The organism is Delftia sp. Cs1-4 (assembly GCF_000214395.1).
Lineage (GTDB): Bacteria > Pseudomonadota > Gammaproteobacteria > Burkholderiales > Burkholderiaceae_C > Comamonas > Comamonas acidovorans.
Genome location: NC_015563.1, coordinates 5,537,043 through 5,558,175, shown reverse-complemented (window position 1 = coordinate 5,558,175; position 21,133 = coordinate 5,537,043). Strand labels below are relative to the sequence as shown.

Sequence of the window (21,133 nt, the reverse complement as noted above, 5' to 3'; positions counted from 1 at the left end):
AAGGAGACAAGACAATGGAACAACTGCTTTACAAGGTGGAAGACCGACCGCCAATGCTCATCACCACGGTGCTTCTGTCGCTGCAGCACCTGCTGGCGGCGCTGGGCGGCATCATCGCCGTGCCCCTGGTCTTCGGCGGGGCGCTCAAGCTGCCGGCCGACCAGATCGTGGCGCTGGTGAATGCAGCGCTGCTGGGCTCGGGCGTGGTCACCATCGTCCAGTGCAGGGGGGTGGGGCCCGTGGGCATACGGCTGCCCTGCGTCATGGGCACAAGCTTCGCCTTCGTGGGCGCGGGCATCAGCGTGGGGCTGGAGCATGGCGTGGCCGGCATCCTGGGCTCCTCGCTGGTAGGGTCGCTGGTGATGATCGTGGGCAGCTACTTCATGCCCGTGATCCGCCGCTTCTTTCCGCACACCGTGACCAGCGTGGTCGTGACCATGATCGGCCTGTCGCTGACCCCCGTCGCCGTGGACTGGGCTGCGGGCGGCGTGGGCCGCAGCGACTACGGCGCGATCGGCCACCTGGCCATCGCCGGCTTCGTGCTGGTGCTGGTGATCGGCTTCGTGCAGTGGGGCAGGGGCATCGTCTCTGCCTCGGCCGTGGTGCTGGGCATCGCCTGCGGCTATGTGCTGTGCCTGGCGCTGGGCCTGATCGACTTCACCCAGGTGAGCGAGGCCGCGGTCTTCGCCATCCCGCAGCCGCTGACCTTCGGCATGACGTTCCCGGTGGCCGGCATCGTCGCCATGTCCATCGCCTTTCTGGTGACCATCGTCGAGACCACGGGCACCTTCATGGCCCTGGGCGCGGCCACGCAGACGCGCATCGACGGCAAGCGCCTGTCCAGCGGCATGCTGTGCGATGGCGTGGGCTCGGCCTTCGCCGCCGTGATGTCCAGCCCTCCGCTGTCCACCTTCGCCCAGAACGTGGGCGTGGTCTCGCTGACCGGCGTGGCCAGCCGCCACGTGGTCATGCTGACGGGCGTCATGCTGCTGCTGGCCGGCCTCTTTCCTGTGCTGGGCGCACTGGTGGTGACGATTCCGCAGCCCGTGCTCGGCGGCGCGGGGCTGATGATGTTTGCCATGATCATTTCAGCCGGCATCCGCATGCTCAGCGGCGCCGAGCACTCGCGGCGCGCCAGCCTGATCATCGCGGTCTCGCTGGGCTGCGGCCTGGCGGTCACGGTGCGCCCGGACCTGCTTGCCCGCATGCCTGCCTTCGTGCGCGAAGTTTTCGGCTCGGGCATCACCGTCGGCGCCCTGGTCGCGGTGGGGCTGAACCTGCTGCTGCCCGGCCGCGAGGTCGATGCCCATCCCGAGGAAGCCGTGGCCTGATGCGCATTTTCATGGGCCTACACTGCGGCCCATGAACACCACCGCACCCCGCACCGACATCACCATTTACCACAACAACCGCTGCAGCAACTCGCGCGGCGCGCTGGCCCTGCTGCGCGACAACGGCGTGGAGCCGACCATCGTCGACTACATCGCCCAGCCCCTGGACGCTGCGCAACTGCAGGCCCTGGTCCGGCGGCTGGGCGTGCCCGTGCGCGAGCTGCTGCGCAGCAAGGAAGCCGTCTACACCGAGCTGGGCCTGGGCGATGCATCCGTCAGCGATGAGCAGCTCATCGCCGCCGTGGCCGAGCACCCCGTGCTGCTCAACCGCCCCATCGTCGTCACGCCCAAGGGCGCGGCGCTGTGCCGCCCGCCGGAGAAGGTGCTGGCGCTGATCTGAGCGGCGGCGCCGCAGGCTGTGCCTGTGACTCAGGGCCGCGGCGCGGCCAGCAGGCCCAGCACCTGCTCGAAGGCCACCCCTATCGCCAGCAGGCGGCGGTCGCTGCCTTCGGGGCCGTCCAGCTCGATGCCCACCGGCAGCCCCTGTGGCGTCAGGCCGGCCGGCAGCGAAAGGCCAGGCAGACCGGCATTGCTGGCCGGATCGGTATTGCGCAGAAAGGCCTCGAAGGTGCTGACCGCCTCCGCTCCTTGTATCGACACTGTCGAGGAGCCGTTCACCTCGTCCAGCGGCACGGCCGCGAGCCGGGTGGTGGGGAACAGCAACGCATCGACCCGGTGCGTGGCAAAGGCCGTGGCGTAGTACTGCTGCAGCCGGGGCCGCCAGACCGTCATGGCCTCTTCGTACTGGTCTGCGGCCTCGTCCGCGAGCACGGCCTGGTACATGTCACGCACATCGGGACTGGCAATGCGCGCGGCGATGTCGGCCACGGTACGGACCGGCGCTTCGTTGGCGTCCAGCCACGCGGGCAGGTCGTCCACCGATTCATGCAGGGCCAGCGGTGCGCCGATATGGCTGTTGATGTCCAGAAGGTCGGGCATGGCCATATCCACCCAGTCCACGCCAGCGGCCTGGAGCCGCAGCAGCGCTGCGCGCGCCACGGCCTCGACCTCCGGCTCCAGGCCTTCCCACAGGGGGGAGGGCAGGCCAACGCGCAGGCCCCGCAGGTCCAGGGTCACCAGGGAACCGCTGTCCGTGATCACCTGGTCCAGCAGGGCGATGTCGGCCACGCTGCGCGCCATGGGACCCACGGTATCGCGCGTGTGGCTGATGGGGACGACCGCATTCGGGTCGTGGTAGCGCCGGCTGGCGCCGCCGTTGCCCACCGAGGGGCGAAAGCCCGCAATGCCGGTCAGCGCCGCAGGAATGCGCGTAGAGCCTCCGGTATCCGTGCCCAGCCCTGCAGGCACGATGCGCGCGGCAATGGCGGCGGCCGTGCCGCCCGACGAGCCGCCCGGGATGCGGCTGGGGTCGTAGGGGTTGCGCACAGGCCCCGCATGCGGCGCCAGATTCGTGCTGGTGATGCCGAAGGCCAGCTCATGCATGTTGGCCTTGCCCAGGACAATGGCCCCCGCATTCAGCAGGCGCTGCACAGAGGGCGCGTTGTCCCAGGGAATGAAGTGTTCCAGCGCCGGTGTTCCTGCCGTGTTCGGCAGGCCTCGCGTGTTGATGTTGTCCTTCACAACGATGGGAAGGCCGGCCAGCGGCAATTGCGCCCGGGCGTCGGCGGGCAGTGCGTCGATGCGCCGCGCAGCCGCCAGCGCGCCCTGCACGTCCAGCGCCGTCAGCGCATTGAGCCCCGACATGGCCTGCGCATGCGCGAGCAGGGTGGCCAAATAGTCGCTCGCCGCAAGCCGGCCCTGCTGTATGGCCGCAATGGCTTCGATGGACGTGAGGGCCCGCTGTGTCTGGGCGCTCGGGGGCAGGTACGGCTGCTGCAGGGTTGTCCTGGTCATGGCGGATGTCATGGCAGAGCCATGGGGGCGGGGATCGGCGCAAAGCGCTTCTGGCACACGTAGTACACCACCGATGTCAGTATCAGCCCGACGATCCAGGAAATGTCTGCGCCGTCCAGCATCTTCGCAACGGGGCCGGTGTACAGATCGGTGGCGACGAAAGGCAGTTGCACGGCAATGCCAAAGGCGTACGAAAAGATGGCCACGCCGTTGAAGCGCCCATAGATGCCGCCGTCCTGGCGGAAGAAGGAATCCACGTCGTACTGGCCGTGGCGGACGAGGTAGTAGTCCACCAGATTCACCGCAGTCCAGGGCACCATTACGCACAACAGCAACAAAATGAAGTGGGTGTAGGTGGCCAGGAAGTTGTCCTGGCCGGCCAGCGCAATCGTCAAGGCGATGCCGAACAGCAGGCAGGCACAGGCCGCGCGCGCCGCCGCCTTGGCCGACCAGGAAGGCCGCAGCGTCTGCACGATGGTGATCGTGGACAGCGCGCCGCAGTACAGGTTCATGGCGTTGGTGGCCGCGATGCCCAGCGTCAGCACGATGATCACCAGCGGACTGATGCCCTGCGTCAGCGTGCTCAGGCTTTTTACGATGTCATCGCCCTCCACCGTCAGGCCCACGAGCGCGCCCAGCACCATCGGAAAGATGGAGCCGAGGGTGCAGCCGCCATAGCTGGCCCAGAAGGCCACGCGCGGGCCGGTGTCCGCCGGCAGGTAGCGCGAGTAGTCGGACACATAGGGCGCATAGGCGATCTGCCAGAGCGCGGCGATGGACATGCTGCCCAGAAATCCCGTCAGGCTGGGTGCGTTCTTCGACAGCAGATCGGCCGGCAGCCCGTGCACGAAGATGATCCATGCGAAGGCCAGCACCAGCACCGCGCCTGCGCACCAGGTCAGCAGCCGCGTGTAGACGTGGATCAGCCGGTAGCCAAAGATGGTGGCCACCAGGCTCAGCAGGCCCACCGCGACCACGCCCTGGTTGACCGTCACGGCACTGCTCAGACTGTGCAGCGACTGCCCGCCCAGCACGAGGTTGGAGGCAAAGAAGCCCACATACATGACCACCACCAGGCCCACCACCAGCAAAGAGCCCAGCGAGCCGAACTGCCCGCGCGTCTGCACCATCTGGGGCACCCCCAGCTGAGGGCCCTGCGCCGCATGCAGCGCCATGAATACCGCGCCGACCAGATTGCCGACGACGATGGCCAGCGTGCCCCACCAGAACGGCTGCTTGAACACCGTGACGACCAGCGCCCCGGTGACCACGGTCAGCAGCATGACGTTGGTGCCGAACCAGATGGTGAACAGGTCGCTGGCCTTGCCATGCCGTTCATGGGCGGGAATGGGTTGGATGGTGCTGTCTTCCAGCCGCAGGGTGTTGTCGTTGTGTTCCATGGTGTCTCCTCCAGATAGTGGAGTTGCGGTTGCGTGACGTCCGTGTGCCTGTGCATTGGCACGTTGGGTGCGTCCGATGTTTTATGTCGGTGGAAAATCGCGGCATCTGCCGCTGCGGTCACTGTGGATGGCGGCTGTCCTCCGCTTGTGGCCGGGCCGGGTCCTGGGTGGCACCGTCAACGTGCGTCAGGTGGGCCGCCAGGCGGGCCAGCATGGCGTCACAGGCCTGCAGTTGTTCCACGGTGATGAACTCATCGGGCTTGTGCCCCTGGTCCATGCTGGCCGGCCCGCACACCACCGTGGGGATGCCCGCCTGGTCGAACAGTCCGCCTTCCGTACCGAAGGCCACCGTGCCGAAATCCCTGCGCCCGCTCAGCAGGGTCAGCAGTTGCGCAGCCTCGCTCTCGGGCGGTGTGGCCAGTCCCGGGTAGGCGCTCAGCGGCTGCAAGCGGATGCCGGTGCCGGGCTGCACCGCTTGCATGAGTGGTTGCAGATCGGTATCGGCATAGTCCTGCAGTTCGTACGCCACTTCATGCGCATCGAAGCCCGGCAGGGCGCGAACCTCGAAATCGAACTCGCACTCGGCAGGCACGATGTTCAGCGCGCGGCCGCCCTGGATGACGCCGACCTGCACCGTCGAGAACGGCGGATCGAAGCGCGGGTCGTGGTGCTCGGGCCGCGACAGCCTTGCGCCGATCTCGTCCAGCTTGCGGATCACGCGCGCCGCGTATCCGATGGCATTGACGCCGCGCGGCGCATGGGCCGAATGGCAGGCCGCGCCCTGGATGCGGCATCGCATCGCCAGCTTGCCCTTGTGTCCCAGCACCGGCTGCAGTTCCGTAGGCTCGCCGATCAGGCACAGGCGTGGCCTGTGGGGGCGGTTTTGCAGTTCCGACAGCAGGGACCGCACGCCCAGGCAGCCCACCTCCTCGTCGTAGGAAAAAGCCAGGTGTACGGGCATGGAAAGGGGCTGGCGCAGGAAAAGCGGCACTGCGGCCAACACTGATGCGATGAATCCCTTCATGTCGGCCGTGCCCCGGCCATACAGGCGGCCATGCGCCTCGGTGAGGCGGAAAGGCTCCATGGTCCAGGCCTGCCCGTCCACGGGAACCACGTCCGTATGCCCGGACAGGACGATGCCGCCACGGTCGCGTGGGCCGATGGTGGCGAACAGATTGGCCTTGGTGCCCTCGGCGTTGTGCAGCAGCTCGCTTTGCACCCCCAGGTCGGCCAAGTAGCGCTGGATGAAGCCGATCAGCGCCAGATTGGAGTCCCGGCTGACGGTCGGAAATCCCACCAGCGACCTGAGCAGATCGCGACTTGTCGGCTTATTCATCGCCAGGCACTCCATAGCTGGGTGCGGCCGTGGGGTCCAGAGCGCGCGTCAGGTAGACCTGCATCTGCGGCCGATACGCCTGCCCGATGATGGAGAAGGTCATGTCCTGCTCCTCACTGCGCGCCGGGCTGCCAGCCCTCGGGGATGACCGCGATCACGTCGATCTCCATCAGCCACTGCGGCTGCCCCAGAGCCGATATGCAAAGCCCCGTGGAGATGGGAAACACGCCCTTGAGCCACTTGCCCACTTCCCGGTAGACGGGCTCGCGGTAGCGCGGGTCGACGATGTAGGTGGTGGTCTTGACGATGTGCGACAGGTCGCTGCCCGCTTCCTGCAGCAGCTGCTTGACGTTCTTCATCGCCTGCTCGGCCTGCTTTTGCGGATCGCCCAGGCCGACCAGATTGCCCTCGAAATCGGTGCCGATCTGGCCGCGCACATAGACGGTGTTGCCGGCGCGCACGGCCTGGCACAGGTCGTTGTCCAGCGACTGGTTGGGATAGGTGTCCTTGGTGTTGAACATCCGGATGCGCGTGTGGGTAGGGGGCTGTGTGTGGGCGGGCATCATTGCGCTCCTGTGGGATGGGCGGCCTGGGTGGGCGCCCCGTGCGAGGGCGTGCGGTGGGCTGCATCGCGGTAGGCGAGGTACTGGCGCTGTATGGCGATGTGGTCTGCGATATGCCGGGCGTCGTGCCAGACGCCCCAGATGAAGCTGGAGCCGCGCCGCGACAGCCAGGGCAGGCCCAGGAAATAGATGCCGGGCTCGGACGAAACCCCGCGCTGGTGTCGCGGCTTGCCACTGGCATCGAAGGCATCGACCTGCAGCCAGCGGTAGTCCACCGCGTAGCCGGTCGCCCAGACGATGGAGGACACGCCGGCCTGCACCAGGTCCAGCGACGCCAGCGGCTGCGTGACGCAAGGCGGATCGGGCAGCATGCGCCGCGCCTCGGGCTCCTCGGGAAGGTCCAGGCCGTTGCGTGCCACATAGGCGTCCGCTGCGTCCAGCAGCGACAGGTAGTTCTCGTCGCCGCGCGTCAGATGGGTGATCAGGTCTGGCGCGAAGGACACGACACCATCATCGAAGACCCGGGTCACGCCCACCAGCGTGATCCCTTCATGGGCGAGACGGCGAAAATCGATGGTCTGGCCGCCGCGCGCCCCGCTGACGGCAATGGTCACATGCTCCTTGCCCGGTGCGGCCGTCTCCTTGTCCCATTCGCCGAGCACGCCCAGCCACCAGCAGAAATCGCGGTTGCGGTAAGAGCGCGGTGGCCGGTCATGCGGGCCCACCGACAGATAGACCTTTCGGCCGGCGCGCCGCAATTCATCGGCGATCTGCACGCCCGATGAACCAGCCCCCACCACCAGCACGGTGCCTTCGGGCAATTGCCCGGGGTGGCGATAGTGCGCGGAATGGATTTGTGTGAACCGCTTGTCTTCAGGGGCTAGCGCGGGGATCACCGGGCGCTGGAACGGGCCGGTCGCCACTACCACGCGGCGAGCGTGGACCAGGCCCTCGGAGGTCTCTGCGGTAAAACCTTCGACGCCCGTATTGCGTAGCACCCGGGTCACTTCCACGCCGGTGCGTATGGGGGCGCCGAACTTTCTGGCATAGGCCTCGAAATACTCGGCCACCCGGTCCTTGGGTGCGAAGGCATCCGCGTCCAGATCGTCGAACTCCAAGCCGGGAAAGCGGTCATGCCAGGCGGGGCCGTTGGCCACCAGCGAATCCCAGCGGCCCGTGCGCCAGCGTTCGGCAATGCGCTCGCGCTCCAGGACCAGGTGGGGCACGCCGATGCGGCCCAGATGCTCGCTCATGGCCACGCCGGCCTGGCCCGCGCCGACCACCAGCGTGTCGATGGAAATGGGATTGGCTGTCATGGGGCGCTGTCTCCCCGCGCCCTGTTCGGGGCCTGGGCAAAGTGCCCCTGGTCTGCTGTCTGCATGTCGTCCTCCGTGGGTCAGATGGGTCTGTCTGGGGAGGAAATTTAGGGAGAAAGTGGCTATTTATAAAGAATATTAATAAGATGCATTGCATAGTTTTGTTTTATGTAGAGCCTTCGTCGCCGCTGGAGCCAAGCCCGTGGAAAACCTATCGCTGCGGTACTCGCTTCGCCAGCTGCGCTACTTCGTCGCCACGGCCCAGGCGCTGTCTTTCACTGCCGCATCGCGGCTGCTGCATGTCTCGCAGCCGTCGATCTCCACGGCGATCGCCGATCTGGAAGAATCCTTTGGCGTGCAGCTGTTCATTCGCCACCATGCGGCCGGGCTGTCCCTGACCCAGGCCGGGCGCGAAATACTGGGCATGGCCCGAAGCCTGCTCAAGAACGCGGAAGAATTGCAAGGCGTTGCGCGCAGCCTGGATTCGGGTATGTCGGGCAGCATTGCGCTGGGCTGCCTCACTTCGCTGGCCCCGCCGCTGCTGGCCGGGCTCATCAGCCGTTTCGTGGCGGAGCATGCGGGCATCACCTTCCGCACGGCCGAAGCCCACCAGGAGGACCTGTTCACCAGCCTGCGCGACGGCACGCTGGACTTGGCCCTCACCTATGACATAGACCTCACCGACGACATCGCCTTCCAGCCGCTGCGCACGCTGCCTCCCTACGCCATCCTGCCGGCGCGGCACCGACTGGCCCGCCAGCGCGCCGTCACGCTCAAGAGCCTGCTTGCAGAGCCCTATGTCATGCTCGACCTGCCCCACAGCCGGGAGTATTTCGCGCGGCTGTTCGACGCCGTGGGCGAGCGGCCCGTGCCTGCCTTCCGCTCCGCCCAGCCCGAGGTTGTGCGCGGCATGGTGGCCAATGGACTGGGATTCAGCATCCTGAACTTTCCCCTGCAGTCCACGCACACGGTGGATGGAGTGGACTTCATCATCCGACCCTTCAAGGACGAGGTGGCGGTTGTCACCCTGGGCATTGCTCAGTCCCGCAGCCTCAAGCCCAGGCAGGTCGTGCAGCGCTTTGCTGGGTTTTGCGCAGAGTGGATGGGTGAGGGCCAGCGCCTCTAAGCCTCGCCTAAGTCTGCCCCTTCAGACTTCTCCCCAACGCAGCAAGGAACGCTGCTTTTGAGGAAAGGTCTGCGATGAACAAGATTCTGTCCACTCCCCGCCGTCTGGTGCTGGCCCTGGTGGCCGCAGGTGCCATCGGCGCCCTGGGCGCCACGGGCGCCGGTCTGGTTGGTGTGGTGCATGGCGATGCGCGTGCCGCCACGTCGCTGTTTGCGCCTGCAGCACAGCCTGCTTCTCCAGCTTCCCCCGCCGCCGCCGTGGCGGCGCCCAACTTTGCCGACATCACGGCGCGCAACGGCGCGGCCGTGGTCAACATCAGCGTGGTCGGCAGCTCGCGTGCCATGGGCGACGATGGCGACGAGGCCGCTGCGCGGCAGGGCCAGGGCCAAGGTCAGGGCCTGCAGGGCATGGACCCCAACGATCCGTTCTTTGAATTCTTCCGCCGCTTCGGCGTGCCCGGCATGCCGGGCATGGGCCAGGGCCAGCCCCAGCGCGATGTGCCCACGCGCGGCGAAGGCTCGGGCTTCATCGTCTCCAGCGACGGCCTGATCCTGACCAACGCCCACGTGGTGCGCGGCGCCAAGGAAGTGACCGTCAAGCTGACCGACCGGCGCGAGTTCAGCGCCAAGGTGCTGGGCGCCGATCCCAAGACCGACGTGGCCGTGCTGCGCATCGAGGCGAAGAACCTGCCCACCGTATCGCTGGGCAAGACGGCCGATCTGCGCGTGGGCGACTGGGTGCTGGCCATCGGCTCGCCCTTCGGCTTCGAGAGCAGCGTGACGGCCGGCGTGGTCAGCGCCAAGGGCCGTACCCTGCCTGACGACTCCTTCGTGCCCTTCCTGCAGACCGACGTGGCCATCAACCCCGGCAACTCGGGCGGCCCGCTGTTCAATGCGCGCGGCGAGGTGGTGGGCATCAACAGCCAGATCTACTCGCGTTCGGGCGGCTACCAGGGCGTGTCCTTCGCCATTCCCATCGAGGTGGCCACGCGTGTGCAGCAGCAGATCGTGGCCACGGGCAAGGTGCAGCATGCGCGGCTGGGCGTGGCCGTGCAGGAGGTGAACCAGGCCTTTGCCGACTCCTTCAAGCTCGACCGTCCCGAAGGCGCCCTGGTGTCCAGCGTGGACAAGAGCGGCCCCGCCGCCCAGGCAGGCCTGGAGCCCGGCGACGTGGTGCGCAAGATCGATGGCCAGCCCATAGTGGGATCGGGCGATCTGCCGGCCTTTGTGGGCCAGGCGCTGCCGGGCCAGAAGGTCACGCTGGAGATATGGCGCAACGGCGAGGCCCGCACGCTCAGCGCCGTGCTGGGCGATGCCAGCGACAAGGCCGCCAAGGTGGCCAAGGACAAGCCCGACGCCGGCAAGGGCAAGCTGGGCCTGGCCCTGCGCCCGCTGCAGCCCGAGGAAAAGCAGCAGATCGGCGTGAAGGACGGCCTGGTTGTGGCCGACGCCGCAGGCCCGGCCGCCGAGGCCGGCATCACCCAGGGCGATGTGCTGCTGTCCATCAACGGCACGCCTGCCGGTGATATCGAGGCCGTGCGTGCCGCCATGGCCAAGGCCGGCAAGACCGTGGCCGTGCTGATCTGGCGCGATGGCAACAGGATCTTTGTCCCCGTACGTCTCGGGTAAGTGAAAGGAGGTAAGGGACCAGAAGCATCCACACACTTGATTGATCGCACGGCCCCGGCGTGAATGCGCCGGGGCTATCGCTTTGGAAAAACCAGAGAAAAATGCCAGCGGTCCAAGGATCGGTACGCCAATGTGATGGTTGTATCGTGTGAAATGACGCCCGTTTGCGTTAGTAATGTTTCTTTTTGTGACGGATTGATGTAAGGGAAACCGCTTAGACTGCCGGCCCATCGAGGCGTGCGCTGACCGTCTTGATTCACGGAATACGGCCCCTGGGGGCGCAACGCATCACAGGAAAGGCACGGCTTTGAATCAGGACTACAGTTTGCAGGTGGCGGGTTTGGGCGCATCGTTCGGTGCGCGCGTCATCCTGGCTGAGGTGGACTTCGCACTGCCCGCCCGGGGCGTCACCGTTTTGCTGGGGCCTTCGGGATCGGGCAAATCCACCCTGCTGCGCACGCTGGCCGATCTCAATGCCGCCAACCCGCGTTTTCGCCGCTGGGGCAGCACGCGCTACGCGGGCCAGCCATGGCGCAGCGGCCTGCAGGCGCCGCGCCTGGTGCAGCAGCAGGCCAGGCTGATGATGGCCAGCACCTTCGATGCCATCGTGGAGCTGGCGCGCCCCCGTCTCAAGCTGGTGCCGCATGAGCTGCGCGACTGGTGCCGCGCCCAGGTGCAGGCTTTTGGCTTTCCCGAGCTTGCGCTGATGTTCGACCAGCCGGCGCTGCAGCTGTCCCCCGTGCAGCAGCGTGCCGTGGCCATCCTGCGCGAGGCGCTGGCCGAGCCGGCGCTGCTGATGGTGGACGAGCCCACGGCCGAGCTGGAGGGCTACGAGGCCTTCGTGCTGCTGGAACTGCTGCGCCAGGTGGGTCAGCGCACCGCCGTGCTGATGAGCACGCACCAGCAGCAGCACGCACAGGCCGTGGCGCAGGACATGCTGCTGCTGGCCGGCGGCCGCATCGCCGAGGCGCAATCCATGGAAGCCTTTCAGCGTGCGCCGCTGTCGCTGGCGGGCCAGCAGTTCCTGCGCACCGGCAGCTGCGCCGTGGCCTCTCCCGATGCGCGGGCCGAAGACCTGGAGGAGGGCGTGCCCCTGCCTCCTCCGCTGCCTGCAGCGGCCATGGCCGCGATCTCCGAGTTTCTGTCGGATGCAGTGGCCACCGAGCCTGCATCCGAGCCCATGCCTGCACCTGAGCCTGCGCCTGCGCCCGTGCCTGCATCCATGTCTGCATCCATGCCTGCGCCGGTTCCCGCACCCGCACCGACACCCGCTGCCACTGCCCGGCCGCGCGCCGTCAATCCCGCCGTGCTGGTGGACTGGCAGCCGCTGGCCGCCGACCCGCAGGCCGTGCCCGCCAGCCGCGGCCCCAACGGTTTTGCCTGGCTGGTGCCGGGCCGGCTGGCCGGTGCGCCGCAGCCCGGCGTGGTGCAGTCCATGGACTTTGACCTGAAGGCCCTGCGCGGCTGCGGCGTCACCGTGCTGATCACGCTGACCGAAAACGACCTGCCGCAAGAGCCGCTGCAGCGGCACGGCCTGCGCAACCTGCACCTGCCGGTGCGCGACCACGAATCACCCACGGTGGCCCAGATCCAGATGCTGCTGGCGCGCATGTCGGCCATGCTGCGCGCGGGCGAGGTGCTGGCCGTGCACTGCCTGGCCGGCCTGGGCCGCACGGGCACGGTGCTGGCCGCATGGCTGGTGCGCGAGGGCCTCACCGCCGACGAGGCGCTGCGCCGCGTGCGCCTCATCGACGCCCAGTACGTGCAGTCCCAGGCCCAGGAGGACTTGCTCTACGCGTACGAAGTGGCACTGCTGCTGAAGATGGGCTGACCGATCACATCCATTCACAATAAAAGGAAAGCTGCAATGAGCCTGGATAACGTTTTGAGCGAGGTGGCCGGGTCCGTGCCCGAGTGCCTGGCCATCGGCTACGTGGATGCCGCCTCCGGCATGCTGCTGGCCATCCGCACGGTGGACTCGCATCCGCGCGAAGTCATCGACCTGGTGGCCGCTGCCACGGCCGACCTGTTCAACGGCCCCAATGTCTCGATGATCGAGAGCCTGTTCAAGAAGTCGCGCGGCCTCAAGGACGACGGCCACCACTACTTCCAGGAGCTCATTGTCAACAGCGACAACCTCATCCACGTCTTCCTGCGCGGCAAGCTCATGCCCGACTACGTGGCCGTCTTCGTCTGCCGGCGTACCGCCAACCTGGGCATGGCCTTGACCAAGGCCCGGATGGCCATGCCTAAGATTGAAGCGGCGGTGTGACCGCCGCTCACCCCCTGAGTCGCTGCGCGCCTTCCCCCTCTCTAATCGCTTCGCGAAGGAGGGGGACGACAGCCTCGCGGCGGGGCGGCCCTTGCTCGCTGTCCCTGACGTTTGAGCGCGCCAGTTTCGGGCGGCATGTGCCTCAGAACTGAGCCAGCCTTCCAGGGAGCTATTCTTCAACCATGCGCTTACTGCTTGTCGAAGATGACGCCATGATCGGCGAGGCCGTGCAGACCCTGCTGCGCGGCGAGGGCCATGCGGTGGACTGGGTCCGTGACGGCCTGCAGGCCGATGCGGCCCTGTGCCCCGGCCCGGGTGGCGGCCATGGCTATGACATGGTGCTGCTGGACCTGGGCCTGCCGGGGCAGGACGGATTGCAGGTGCTGCGCCATCTGCGCGGGCGCCGCGATCGCACGCCGGTGCTGGTGGCCACGGCGCGCGATGCCGTGCGCGACCGCATTGCCGGGCTGGATGCGGGGGCCGATGACTACGTGGTCAAGCCCTATGACCTGGACGAACTGCTCGCGCGGCTGCGCGCGCTGGCGCGGCGTGCCTCTGGCGGGTCCGACCCGCTGTACGAGCGCGAGGGCGTGCGGCTGAACCCCGCCACGCGCGAGGCCAGCGTCGATGGCCGCGACGTGGTGCTCTCGGGCCGCGAATGGGCGGTGCTGGAGACGCTGCTGGCACGCCCGGGCAGCACGCTGTCGCGCCAGCAGATCGAGGACAAGCTCTACGGCTGGGGCGACGAGGTCAGCAGCAACGCCATCGAGGTCTACATCCACGGCCTGCGCAAGAAGCTGGGCGCGGGGCTGATCCTCAATGTGCGCGGCGTGGGCTACATGGTGCCCAAGCCATGACGGCGCCGGCTTCCTCCCTTGTTTCCTCCCTTGTCGCCCGGGCGCGCAGCCGCCTGCCCGGTGCACTGGGCACGCGGCTGCTCCTGTTCCTGGGCGCGGCCATCGTGCTTACCGCGCTGCTGCAGGGCCTGCTGGCCTACCGCAATGCGCTGCTGCAGACCGACACCCTGTTCGACTACCAGATGCAGCAGACCGCCTTTGCGCTGCGCGCCGGCCTGCCGGTGGATGCGCGCGGCAGGCCCCAGGGCACGCCGCCCGAGGATGAGAACCACGAATTCATCGTCCAGGTCTGGACCAACGAAGGCCTGCGCATTTTTGAATCCGCCCTGGGCGCCGCGCTGCCGCAGATGGCCGTGCTGGGCTTTGCCGACGTGCCTGCGCGCGGCACCGTCTACCGCGTGTTCTCGCTGCAGACGCGCTCGCAGGTGATCCAGGTGGCGCAGGACATGCGCGTGCGCCGCACCCTGGCGCGCGACGCCGCCTGGCAAAGCCTGCTGCCCATTGCCCTGCTGGCGCCCGTGCTGGCGCTGGCCGTGTGGTGGGTGGTGCGCAGTTCGCTGGCGCCCGTGCAGCGCGTGCGCCGCGAACTGGCCACGCGCCGCCCGCAGGACCTTGCGCCCGTGCCTGCCGAGGGCCTGCCCGACGAGGTGCGGCCCCTGGTGGCCGAGCTCAATGCGCTGCTGCAGCGCGTGGGCCAGGCCTTCGAGGCGCAGCAGCACTTCGTGGCCGACGCCGCGCACGAGCTGCGCTCTCCGCTGGCCGCGCTCAAGCTGCAACTGGTGGCCTTGCAGCGCGCGCCCGATGCGGCCGCGCATGACGAGGCCGTGCAGCGTCTTTCAGCCGGCATAGACCGGGCCACACGGCTCGTCGAACAATTGTTGACATTGGCGCGGCAGGAAGCCCAAGGCACGGTACAAGGCACGGCCCCAGGCCTGCAAGGCATGCAGGGCCAGCACGGCGCTGCCGCGGCCGCACCTGCCGACGTGGACCTGCGCGAGGTGGTGGAGCAGGCCCTGGCGGACCAGGCCGTGGCCGCCCAGCAGCACGGCCTAGACATGGGCCTGAGCGAGTCCCCGCAACTGCGGCAGTCCTTTGCCGTGGCGGGCGACGCACAGTCCTTGCAGATGCTGGTGCGCAACCTGCTGGACAACGCCGTCAAGTACGTTCCGCAAGGCGGTCGCGTCGATGTGGGCTGGCGCAGCGATGCCCAGGGCCGCGCCCTGGTGGTCGAGGACTCGGGCCCCGGCATTGCCGAAAGCGAGCGCGAACTGGTGCTGCGGCGCTTTGTGCGTGGGCCCTCTGCGGCTTCAGCGGCTTCTGCGGGCCAGCCGGCGCAGGGCAGCGGACTGGGCCTGGCCATCGTGCAGACCATTGCCGAGCGCCACGGTGCTCGCCTGCTGCTGGACCGCTCGCCCACGCTGGGCGGCCTGCGCGTGCAGGTGATGTGGCCGCCTGTGTCGGGCCGCTGACAGCGGCGCGTGGCGCGCAGGCCTATCGGCGTGTAGCGCGCGGCGGGAATGCTTCCCGCCTGCGTCCGGCCGGGTCACAATCCCCAAATTGGTGCCGGCCCGCCTGCCTTGCCATTCCCTCAGCAGGCGCGCGGGCAGTCTGCATCCGTAGTCATTTCGAGAGGTATTTCATGGAGTCCCTTGTCCAGCGCCTGTCCCAGTCCGTGACCCAGGCGCATTCGTTGGAAGAGTTGACGCGGCCCCTGCTGCAAATGCTCGAAGAGAGCACGCAGCTGGAGTCCACCTATCTCACCACCATCAACGAAGAACAGGGCCAGCAGCGCGTGCTGTACGCGCGCAACGCCAGCGAGATGCAGATTCCCGAGGGCCTGGTCGTTCCCTGGGGCGACACGCTGTGCAAGCGCGCCCTGGACGAGGGCCGCATGTACACGCCCGATGTGGGCGACTGCTGGGGAGACTCCGAGGCCGCGCGTGAACTGGGCATACGCACCTACGCCAGCGCGCCCGTGCGTTTTTCGGATGGCCAGCTCTATGGCACGCTGTGCGCGGCCAGCAAGTCCTCGCAGGCCCTGAGCAGCGAGGCCGAAGGCATGCTGCGCCTGTTCGCCAACCTGATTGCCGAGCGCGTGGAGCGCGAGCAGCTCATCGCCAGCCTGAACCGGACCAACCGGGAGCTGGCGGCGCTGGCCTTGCTGGACCCGCTGACCGGCCTGCCCAACCGGCGCTGTCTCACCGACGAGCTGGGCCGGCTCATTGCCCGGTGCGCACGCAGCCAGGAATGCGTGGTGGTGGGCTTCATCGACCTGGACCGCTTCAAGAACGTCAACGACGAGCACGGCCACGAGGCCGGCGACGCGCTGCTGCGTGCCATGGGCGAACGCCTGTCCGCCCACCTGCGCAGTGCCGACATGCTGGCGCGCTTTGGCGGGGACGAGTTCGTCTTCATCGGCGTGGGGCCCTTGTTCGGCAGTGAGGCCGATGCCGTGGCGCGTGAACTGCAGCAGCGCCTGTCGGATGCCTCGGCCTTCCAGGTCGATCTGCCCGATGGCAAGACGCTGGACTACGGCGGCGCCAGCGTGGGCGTGGTCTGCCTGCGGCCGGACTCCATCGATGCCGACGACGCGCTGCAAAAGGCCGATGCGGCCATGTACCGCGTCAAGATGGCGCGCAGCCGTGAAGCCAGGGGCAACGCGCTGCATTGAGCCAGCCGCAGGCCTGGCCCGGCGGCCAAGACCTGCTGCTGTCTTGCTCCGGCCTGTCTCGCTGCTTCTCGCGCGCGCTCTTTTTTCTTTCCGCCTCAGCCTGCTGCCAGCATGGGCTGCCTGCGCTGCAGTTCCACGGCGGCATGCTGATGGCCGCTTGCCGCCTCCAGCTTGAAGGCGCCCACCGTGCGCACCAGGTCGCCGGCCTGGCCACGCAGGCTGGAGGCGGCGGCGGCCATCTCCTCCACCAGTGCCGAGTTCTGCTGGGTGGCCTGGTCCATCTGCGTGACCGCCTGGCCGATCTGCGCCACGCCCGAGCTTTGCTCGGAACTGGCGGCGCTGATCTCGCCCATCAGATCCGTCACGCGGCGTATGGCGTCCACCACCTCGGCCATGGTCGTGCCGGCCTGGTCGGCCAGCGCGCTGCCGTTGTGCACGCGGCTGGCGCTGTCGGTGATCAGTTGCTTGATCTGCTTGGCGGCCTCGGCACTGCGGCTGGCCAGGCCGCGCACCTCGGTGGCCACCACGGCAAAGCCCCGGCCCTGCTCGCCCGCACGCGCGGCTTCCACGGCCGCGTTCAGCGCGAGGATATTGGTCTGGAAGGCAATGCCGTCGATCACATTGATGATGTCGGCGATCTGCCGGCTGGAATCACTGATGCCGCGCATGGTGTCCACCACCTGCCGCACGACCTCGCCGCCCTGCTCGGCCACGGTGGAGGCACCCAGCGCCAGCTGGTTGGCCATCTGCGCGTTGTCGGCGTTCTGGCGCACGGTGGAGCTGAGCTGCTCCATGGAGGCTGCCGTCTGCTGCAGGGCGCTGGCCTGGCTTTCCGTGCGTGATGACAGGTCCTGGTTGGCCTGCGCGATCTGCCCGCTGGCCGCTGCCACGCTGACCGATCCCTGGTGCACCTGGCGCACCACGCCGCGCAGCCCCTCCTGCATGGTCTGCAGCGCGCGCAGCAGCATGGACACCTCATCCTTGCCGCGCACATCGATGTGCCGAGTCAGGTCGCCCGCCGCCACGGCATCGGCCGTATGGATGGCAAGGCGCAGAGACCGTGCCATGTTGCGGATGATGGACCAGCCCAGCAGCACCCCGAGCAGCACGCCCGCGATGATGGAGCCCACGGCCACCGCAAAGATCACCTGGTAGAGCGACTGCGCGGCGTCGTATTCCTCCTTGGCGACGCGGGTCTGCAGCGCGGTCAGCTGCACGATCACATCACGCAGCGGCGCGTACAGCGCCTCGTCCTTGTCGATCAGCAGCTGCCGGGCCAGCTCCAGGTCACCGGACTGCAGCGCCTGCTGGGCCGGCTTCAGAAAGCCCTGCAGGAACAGCGCGCGCACGGCCTCGAAGCGGTCGGCCAGCTGCGCCTCTTCCTCGGTCATCCGGGTCTGGCGGAACGAGGCCCAGGCCTTGTTCACGTCGTTGATGTTGATCTGTATCTCCTGCTGCTTTTGCTGCGTGTACTCGGGCAGGTGCACGGCAATGGCGCCCGAGACTGCATGGCGGTTGCGCAGCAGAAGGCGCTGCACTTCCAGCAGATCGCCCAGTGCGACCAGGCGCTCTTCATAGACCACCTTGAATCGGCGGTTGGACTCGCTGATTCCATATAGCCCGAAAGCGCCGATCACGATCATGAGCAGTGAGAGAAAACCAATCAAGGCGGTCAGGCGAGTCGATAACTTGAAATTATTCATACTGCGTCCTTTGCATGCATTGCGGATGGTTGGTGGGTACTTGCGTTGTCAGGCCGCCCCGTGATGGCTCGCATCTCTCATAACGGAATCGGTAATGAAAATGAGATTTCACTAACGGGAAATGCCCGGTCTGCACAAATGCTCACAGGCATCCGGAAACGGCGATGCTGGCTTGCCGATGGCCTGCGTGGCCAATGGCGATCCATGTTGTATTGTTTTGTAAACTATTTGTTACAAACTATAGTATGAATCGAATGCTCCAGGCAATACCAGTTTTTCAGGTATTGGCCTTGGCCTGATAGGGGCTCTCTGCGTATTGCTTCGCTATTGTTTCGCTATGAAAAATACAGGCGGCAACGGCCCTGGCAGTGGCTGCGGCGCCGAACGGGCCGCCTAGAATCCGCCTTTATGCGCTGTGCATGCGCGGTTCATGCGCGTTCATCCGCGCTTGCGCGAGGCCCCTGGCCTGCCTTCACGAAAGAGATCCATGAAACCCAAAACCCTTGCCCGCGCGCTGGCCGCCCTCTGCGTGGCTGCGGCCGGACTGCTCTACGCATCGCCCTACATCGCCCTGCACCAGATCGGCAAGGCCGTGGAGCGCCGCGACGCCCAGGCCCTGTCCGGCTACGTGGACTTCCCTGCGCTGCGCGAAAGCATCAAGGGCCAGATGATGGCCAGGCTGCAGTCCCAGATGGGCGGCTCGGGCGACAGCGCCTCCAACCCCCTGGCCGGCTTTGGCCAGCAACTGGCCCAGGGCCTGGTCAGCCAGTTCACCGAGGCGCTGGTCTCGCCCGACGGCGTCATGCTCATGCTGGAAAAAGGCAAGCCCGGCAAACCCACGGACGTGGCCGCCGCAGGCGTGGGCGTGGACACCCAGGGCGGGCCGCCGCGCAAGGACTACTCCGTGGAGTACCAGGGATGGTCCAAGGTCTTCGTGCACCCGCGCGGCGAGCCGGGCGGCTTCATCTTCAGGCGCGAAGGCCTGTTGGGGTGGAGGCTGGTGGCCGTGAAGATGGATTGAGGGGCGCGGGCAGGCGGCCAGCACCCTGGCGCCTCAGCCTTGATGCAGCACCTTCATCACATGGCGCTTGCCCAGCCGCAGCGCGCGGGCATCGGCCTCTGGCTGCGTGTCGCAGGGCTGGTCATCGGTGACGGCCTCCAGGGCCTTGCCGCTGGCCACCTCCAGCAAGGTGGCGCGCGGCAGCCAGGCGCCTGGCGAGGCATCGCTGGGAAGTGATGCGGGCGTGATCCGCACGCCCATGTAAAGAAGGCTGTCCATGGCCTGCCGTATCCGTTCGGATCAGCCTGCCAGGGGCGGGCGGGGCAGGGCCAGCCACTGCTGGACGGCGGGGTGCTGCCACTGCCGGCGCGCATAGGCGGCCAGCGGCGCAGGCACGGCATCGCCGTTGAGCACCAGGCGGTTGAGCATCAGCGCCAGATCCACATCGGCAATCGACCATGGGCCGGCGATGTGGTCGTCCTCCGAGCGGATGAAGGCTCCCGCCACCGAAAACAGCTTGCGCGCCGCAGCCTGGCCCGCATCCGACAGCGGCGTGGGCGTGGGGCGGTAGAACACCACTTCGGTGCTGCGCTCCGAGCGCAAGGCCATCAGATCGCTGCGCAGCCAGGCCTGGACCTGGCGCACGCGGGCGCGCGCCTGCGCATCCTGGGGGTAGAGCGGAGCGCCGCCAAAGCGGTCCTGCAGGTACTCGCAAATCGCCGAAGACTCCGACAGGCTGAAATCGCCGTCCACCAGCGTGGGCACCCGTGCCGTGAGCGATGCCGCCACATAGTCCGCCCCGGTGTTCTGTCCCGCCGAAAGGTCCAGCGTGCGCAACTCGAAGTCAATCCCCTTGACCTTCAGCGCAACGAATACGGACATGGCATAGGGAGAGGCGAATTGCGAATCGGCGTACAGCAGCATGGAGGCCTTTCGGGAGACTGCATCAGTGATTGGGGCACTGATGGTAGCCGAGTGGGCAGCCGGATGGCCGGGCCGGCCATGCCTCGGCCCAAGCCCCGCAGTCCCAGGATCACACCTTCAGCGACCGCTCGATATCCGTCAGCTTGTAGCGGGCCAAGGCGAGGTTGCCACGGGCCTTGTCCAGCACCAGGTAGAGAAACAGCCCGGGGCTGTTGGGGATGAGGCGGATCAAATGGTATTGGTCGCCCAGGGTGATCAGAATATCTTCGATGCCCTTGCGCAGTCCCAGCGACTCCATGGTCTTGAGCTTGGCCCGCACCACCTGGGTATTGCCTGCCGCAGCAAGCTCCAGATCCACGCCGCTGCCCGCCTGGGCCAGGCACATCCCGCTTTGATGGTCCACCAGGGCCGCCGCCATGGCGCCTTCGATGGAAATAATGGATTGCATGGATTGGGATAGATTGCTTGACATTGAAACTTCTCTTTTTCTGAAATCGGTGTTGCCACCGGATGAAAATCGGGCTGAGAGCTTCTGCAGCTCTTCGATCAAAACAAACCAAAGTGTTTCTGAACTGCTGTCCGGTAATCGGTAAAGCTGAATGGATTCATGGTGCGGCATCCGCATTTGCTTGAGCGCTATTTCTTCCATGATGGCGCTTGGCATCAGAAAAATGCGTACGCAACGCACGGCCTCATTCAATGCTCTTTGAAACAACTCCCTGGCCTGATGCACGGCGCCGGGGCCGATCAGCAGCACCAGGGCGCTCGGCGCCGAGGGCTCGCACAGCGGCTCATCCCGCCCCGGCGGTCCGCCCCAGTCGATGACAGGGGCGCTTTCCGAGTCCGCCAGCCTCACGGCAACCCGCGGCTTGCCGGGGGCGTAGGCCACGCCCAGCTTGGCCAGGGCGCGGCCGCCCAGGCTGGAAGTCAAATCGATCACCCGAACGCCACAAGACATTTTTCAAGCACACAAGACAGAGGACGCCGCCAGGCGACGGAATGCTGCGAACTCTATATCAATTAGTTACATATGTTTCTTGCTGCTTGAAAGACTTGGGTCAGAAAAGGGAATTGGATGCCTTGAGAAAATGC

The 21,133-nt window shown here is 67.0% G+C and carries 19 protein-coding genes and 1 pseudogene; 10 read left to right on the top strand and 10 right to left on the bottom strand.

The features are described from left to right. Nucleotides 1-14 precede the first annotated feature (14 nt). Together DELCS14_RS24430 and arsC are read left to right on the top strand one after the other, a co-directional pair. A complete protein-coding gene (locus tag DELCS14_RS24430) occupies nt 15-1,331 on the top strand; it encodes a nucleobase:cation symporter-2 family protein (RefSeq protein WP_013804016.1) in 1,317 nt (438 codons plus the stop codon). 31 nt (nt 1,332-1,362) lie between these two features. Continuing rightward, nucleotides 1,363-1,731: an arsenate reductase (glutaredoxin) gene (arsC, locus tag DELCS14_RS24425; protein ID WP_013804015.1), complete on the top strand. Its 369-nt coding sequence runs from the start codon at nt 1,363-1,365 to the stop codon at nt 1,729-1,731. Between the two features lie 29 nt (nt 1,732-1,760). On the opposite strand, the gene iaaH is transcribed toward arsC, so the two are convergent. The 6 genes and pseudogenes from iaaH to DELCS14_RS24400 form a co-directional block, all read right to left on the bottom strand. After that, the gene (gene iaaH / locus DELCS14_RS24420) at nt 1,761-3,245 is read right to left on the bottom strand and encodes an indoleacetamide hydrolase (protein ID WP_049801455.1); all 1,485 of its coding nucleotides are present in this window, start codon (nt 3,243-3,245) and stop codon (nt 1,761-1,763) included. A gap of 8 nt (nt 3,246-3,253) precedes the next feature. Continuing rightward, complete coding sequence (locus tag DELCS14_RS24415; RefSeq protein ID WP_013804013.1) at nt 3,254-4,645, bottom strand: cytosine permease; 1,392 nt, start codon at nt 4,643-4,645, stop codon at nt 3,254-3,256. A 118-nt stretch (nt 4,646-4,763) separates the two neighbouring features. After that, entirely contained in the window at nt 4,764-5,981 is a 1,218-nt protein-coding gene (argE, locus tag DELCS14_RS24410) for an acetylornithine deacetylase (protein ID WP_013804012.1), read from the bottom strand. Further along, nucleotides 5,974-6,069 (bottom strand): annotated as a pseudogene (locus DELCS14_RS30895) (DUF1028 domain-containing protein); the annotation flags it as partial. The pseudogene DELCS14_RS30895 and the gene argE, both read right to left, overlap by 8 nt. 25 nt (nt 6,070-6,094) lie before the next feature. Next, nucleotides 6,095-6,544 (bottom strand): RidA family protein, encoded by a 450-nt coding sequence (locus tag DELCS14_RS24405; protein ID WP_013804011.1) that lies wholly within the window; start codon nt 6,542-6,544, stop codon nt 6,095-6,097. Beyond that, on the bottom strand, nt 6,544-7,860 hold the full coding sequence (locus DELCS14_RS24400) for an NAD(P)/FAD-dependent oxidoreductase (protein WP_013804010.1): 1,317 nt from the start codon (nt 7,858-7,860) through the stop codon (nt 6,544-6,546). The genes DELCS14_RS24405 and DELCS14_RS24400 overlap by 1 nt, the downstream gene beginning before the upstream one ends. Before the next feature lie 202 nt (nt 7,861-8,062). Here DELCS14_RS24400 and DELCS14_RS24395 point away from each other — a divergent pair, with 202 nt between their 5' ends. The 7 genes from DELCS14_RS24395 to DELCS14_RS24365 all read left to right on the top strand — a co-directional run bounded on the left by DELCS14_RS24395 (nt 8,063) and on the right by DELCS14_RS24365 (nt 16,414). Next, nucleotides 8,063-8,986: a LysR family transcriptional regulator gene (locus tag DELCS14_RS24395; protein ID WP_013804009.1), complete on the top strand. Its 924-nt coding sequence runs from the start codon at nt 8,063-8,065 to the stop codon at nt 8,984-8,986. 74 nt (nt 8,987-9,060) lie between these two features. Then, nucleotides 9,061-10,614 carry a Do family serine endopeptidase gene (locus tag DELCS14_RS24390; RefSeq protein ID WP_013804008.1) on the top strand — a complete coding sequence of 518 codons (1,554 nt, stop codon included), beginning with the start codon at nt 9,061-9,063 and terminating at the stop codon, nt 10,612-10,614. A gap of 307 nt (nt 10,615-10,921) precedes the next feature. After that, complete coding sequence (locus DELCS14_RS24385) at nt 10,922-12,445, top strand: ATP-binding cassette domain-containing protein (RefSeq protein WP_013804007.1); 1,524 nt, start codon at nt 10,922-10,924, stop codon at nt 12,443-12,445. Nucleotides 12,446-12,481: 36 nt separating this feature from the next. Further along, the gene (locus DELCS14_RS24380; RefSeq protein ID WP_012203525.1) at nt 12,482-12,886 is read left to right on the top strand and encodes a hypothetical protein; all 405 of its coding nucleotides are present in this window, start codon (nt 12,482-12,484) and stop codon (nt 12,884-12,886) included. Between the two features lie 182 nt (nt 12,887-13,068). Further along, a complete protein-coding gene (locus DELCS14_RS24375) occupies nt 13,069-13,743 on the top strand; it encodes a response regulator transcription factor (protein WP_012203526.1) in 675 nt (224 codons plus the stop codon). Beyond that, nucleotides 13,740-15,212, top strand: coding sequence for an ATP-binding protein (locus tag DELCS14_RS24370; protein ID WP_013804006.1), 1,473 nt, complete (start codon nt 13,740-13,742; stop codon nt 15,210-15,212). Before DELCS14_RS24375 ends, DELCS14_RS24370 begins: the two co-directional genes overlap by 4 nt. Nucleotides 15,213-15,382: 170 nt before the next feature. Then, complete coding sequence (locus DELCS14_RS24365) at nt 15,383-16,414, top strand: sensor domain-containing diguanylate cyclase (RefSeq protein WP_013804005.1); 1,032 nt, start codon at nt 15,383-15,385, stop codon at nt 16,412-16,414. Between the two features lie 95 nt (nt 16,415-16,509). Here DELCS14_RS24365 and DELCS14_RS24360 read toward each other — a convergent pair whose 3' ends face one another. Next, nucleotides 16,510-18,117 carry a methyl-accepting chemotaxis protein gene (locus tag DELCS14_RS24360; protein WP_013804004.1) on the bottom strand — a complete coding sequence of 536 codons (1,608 nt, stop codon included), beginning with the start codon at nt 18,115-18,117 and terminating at the stop codon, nt 16,510-16,512. A 487-nt stretch (nt 18,118-18,604) separates the two neighbouring features. Here DELCS14_RS24360 and DELCS14_RS24355 point away from each other — a divergent pair, with 487 nt between their 5' ends. Then, on the top strand, nt 18,605-19,138 hold the full coding sequence (locus DELCS14_RS24355; protein ID WP_013804003.1) for a DUF2939 domain-containing protein: 534 nt from the start codon (nt 18,605-18,607) through the stop codon (nt 19,136-19,138). Between the two features lie 33 nt (nt 19,139-19,171). Here the strand turns inward: DELCS14_RS24355 and DELCS14_RS24350 are convergent, their stop codons facing one another. From DELCS14_RS24350 to DELCS14_RS31350, 3 genes are all read right to left on the bottom strand, one after another. Further along, nucleotides 19,172-19,396: a hypothetical protein gene (locus DELCS14_RS24350; protein ID WP_012203534.1), complete on the bottom strand. Its 225-nt coding sequence runs from the start codon at nt 19,394-19,396 to the stop codon at nt 19,172-19,174. Nucleotides 19,397-19,417: 21 nt separating this feature from the next. After that, nucleotides 19,418-20,041, bottom strand: coding sequence for a glutathione transferase (gene yfcF, locus DELCS14_RS24345; RefSeq protein ID WP_013804002.1), 624 nt, complete (start codon nt 20,039-20,041; stop codon nt 19,418-19,420). A 109-nt stretch (nt 20,042-20,150) separates the two neighbouring features. Next, nucleotides 20,151-20,513 carry a hypothetical protein gene (locus DELCS14_RS31350; protein ID WP_026062393.1) on the bottom strand — a complete coding sequence of 121 codons (363 nt, stop codon included), beginning with the start codon at nt 20,511-20,513 and terminating at the stop codon, nt 20,151-20,153. Between the last annotated feature and the right edge of the window lie 620 nt (nt 20,514-21,133).

Coding starts and splice junctions, on each gene's coding strand:
- DELCS14_RS24430 (WP_013804016.1), top strand. CDS start 15: ATGGAACAACTGCTTTACAAGGTGGAAGACCGACCGCCAATGCTCATC.
- arsC (WP_013804015.1), top strand. CDS start 1,363: ATGAACACCACCGCACCCCGCACCGACATCACCATTTACCACAACAAC.
- iaaH (WP_049801455.1), bottom strand. CDS start 3,245: ATGACCAGGACAACCCTGCAGCAGCCGTACCTGCCCCCGAGCGCCCAG.
- DELCS14_RS24415 (WP_013804013.1), bottom strand. CDS start 4,645: ATGGAACACAACGACAACACCCTGCGGCTGGAAGACAGCACCATCCAA.
- argE (WP_013804012.1), bottom strand. CDS start 5,981: ATGAATAAGCCGACAAGTCGCGATCTGCTCAGGTCGCTGGTGGGATTT.
- DELCS14_RS24405 (WP_013804011.1), bottom strand. CDS start 6,544: ATGCCCGCCCACACACAGCCCCCTACCCACACGCGCATCCGGATGTTC.
- DELCS14_RS24400 (WP_013804010.1), bottom strand. CDS start 7,860: ATGACAGCCAATCCCATTTCCATCGACACGCTGGTGGTCGGCGCGGGC.
- DELCS14_RS24390 (WP_013804008.1), top strand. CDS start 9,061: ATGAACAAGATTCTGTCCACTCCCCGCCGTCTGGTGCTGGCCCTGGTG.
- DELCS14_RS24380 (WP_012203525.1), top strand. CDS start 12,482: ATGAGCCTGGATAACGTTTTGAGCGAGGTGGCCGGGTCCGTGCCCGAG.
- DELCS14_RS24375 (WP_012203526.1), top strand. CDS start 13,069: ATGCGCTTACTGCTTGTCGAAGATGACGCCATGATCGGCGAGGCCGTG.
- DELCS14_RS24370 (WP_013804006.1), top strand. CDS start 13,740: ATGACGGCGCCGGCTTCCTCCCTTGTTTCCTCCCTTGTCGCCCGGGCG.
- DELCS14_RS24365 (WP_013804005.1), top strand. CDS start 15,383: ATGGAGTCCCTTGTCCAGCGCCTGTCCCAGTCCGTGACCCAGGCGCAT.
- DELCS14_RS24360 (WP_013804004.1), bottom strand. CDS start 18,117: ATGAATAATTTCAAGTTATCGACTCGCCTGACCGCCTTGATTGGTTTT.
- DELCS14_RS24355 (WP_013804003.1), top strand. CDS start 18,605: ATGAAACCCAAAACCCTTGCCCGCGCGCTGGCCGCCCTCTGCGTGGCT.
- DELCS14_RS24350 (WP_012203534.1), bottom strand. CDS start 19,396: ATGGACAGCCTTCTTTACATGGGCGTGCGGATCACGCCCGCATCACTT.
- yfcF (WP_013804002.1), bottom strand. CDS start 20,041: ATGCTGCTGTACGCCGATTCGCAATTCGCCTCTCCCTATGCCATGTCC.
- DELCS14_RS31350 (WP_026062393.1), bottom strand. CDS start 20,513: ATGTCAAGCAATCTATCCCAATCCATGCAATCCATTATTTCCATCGAA.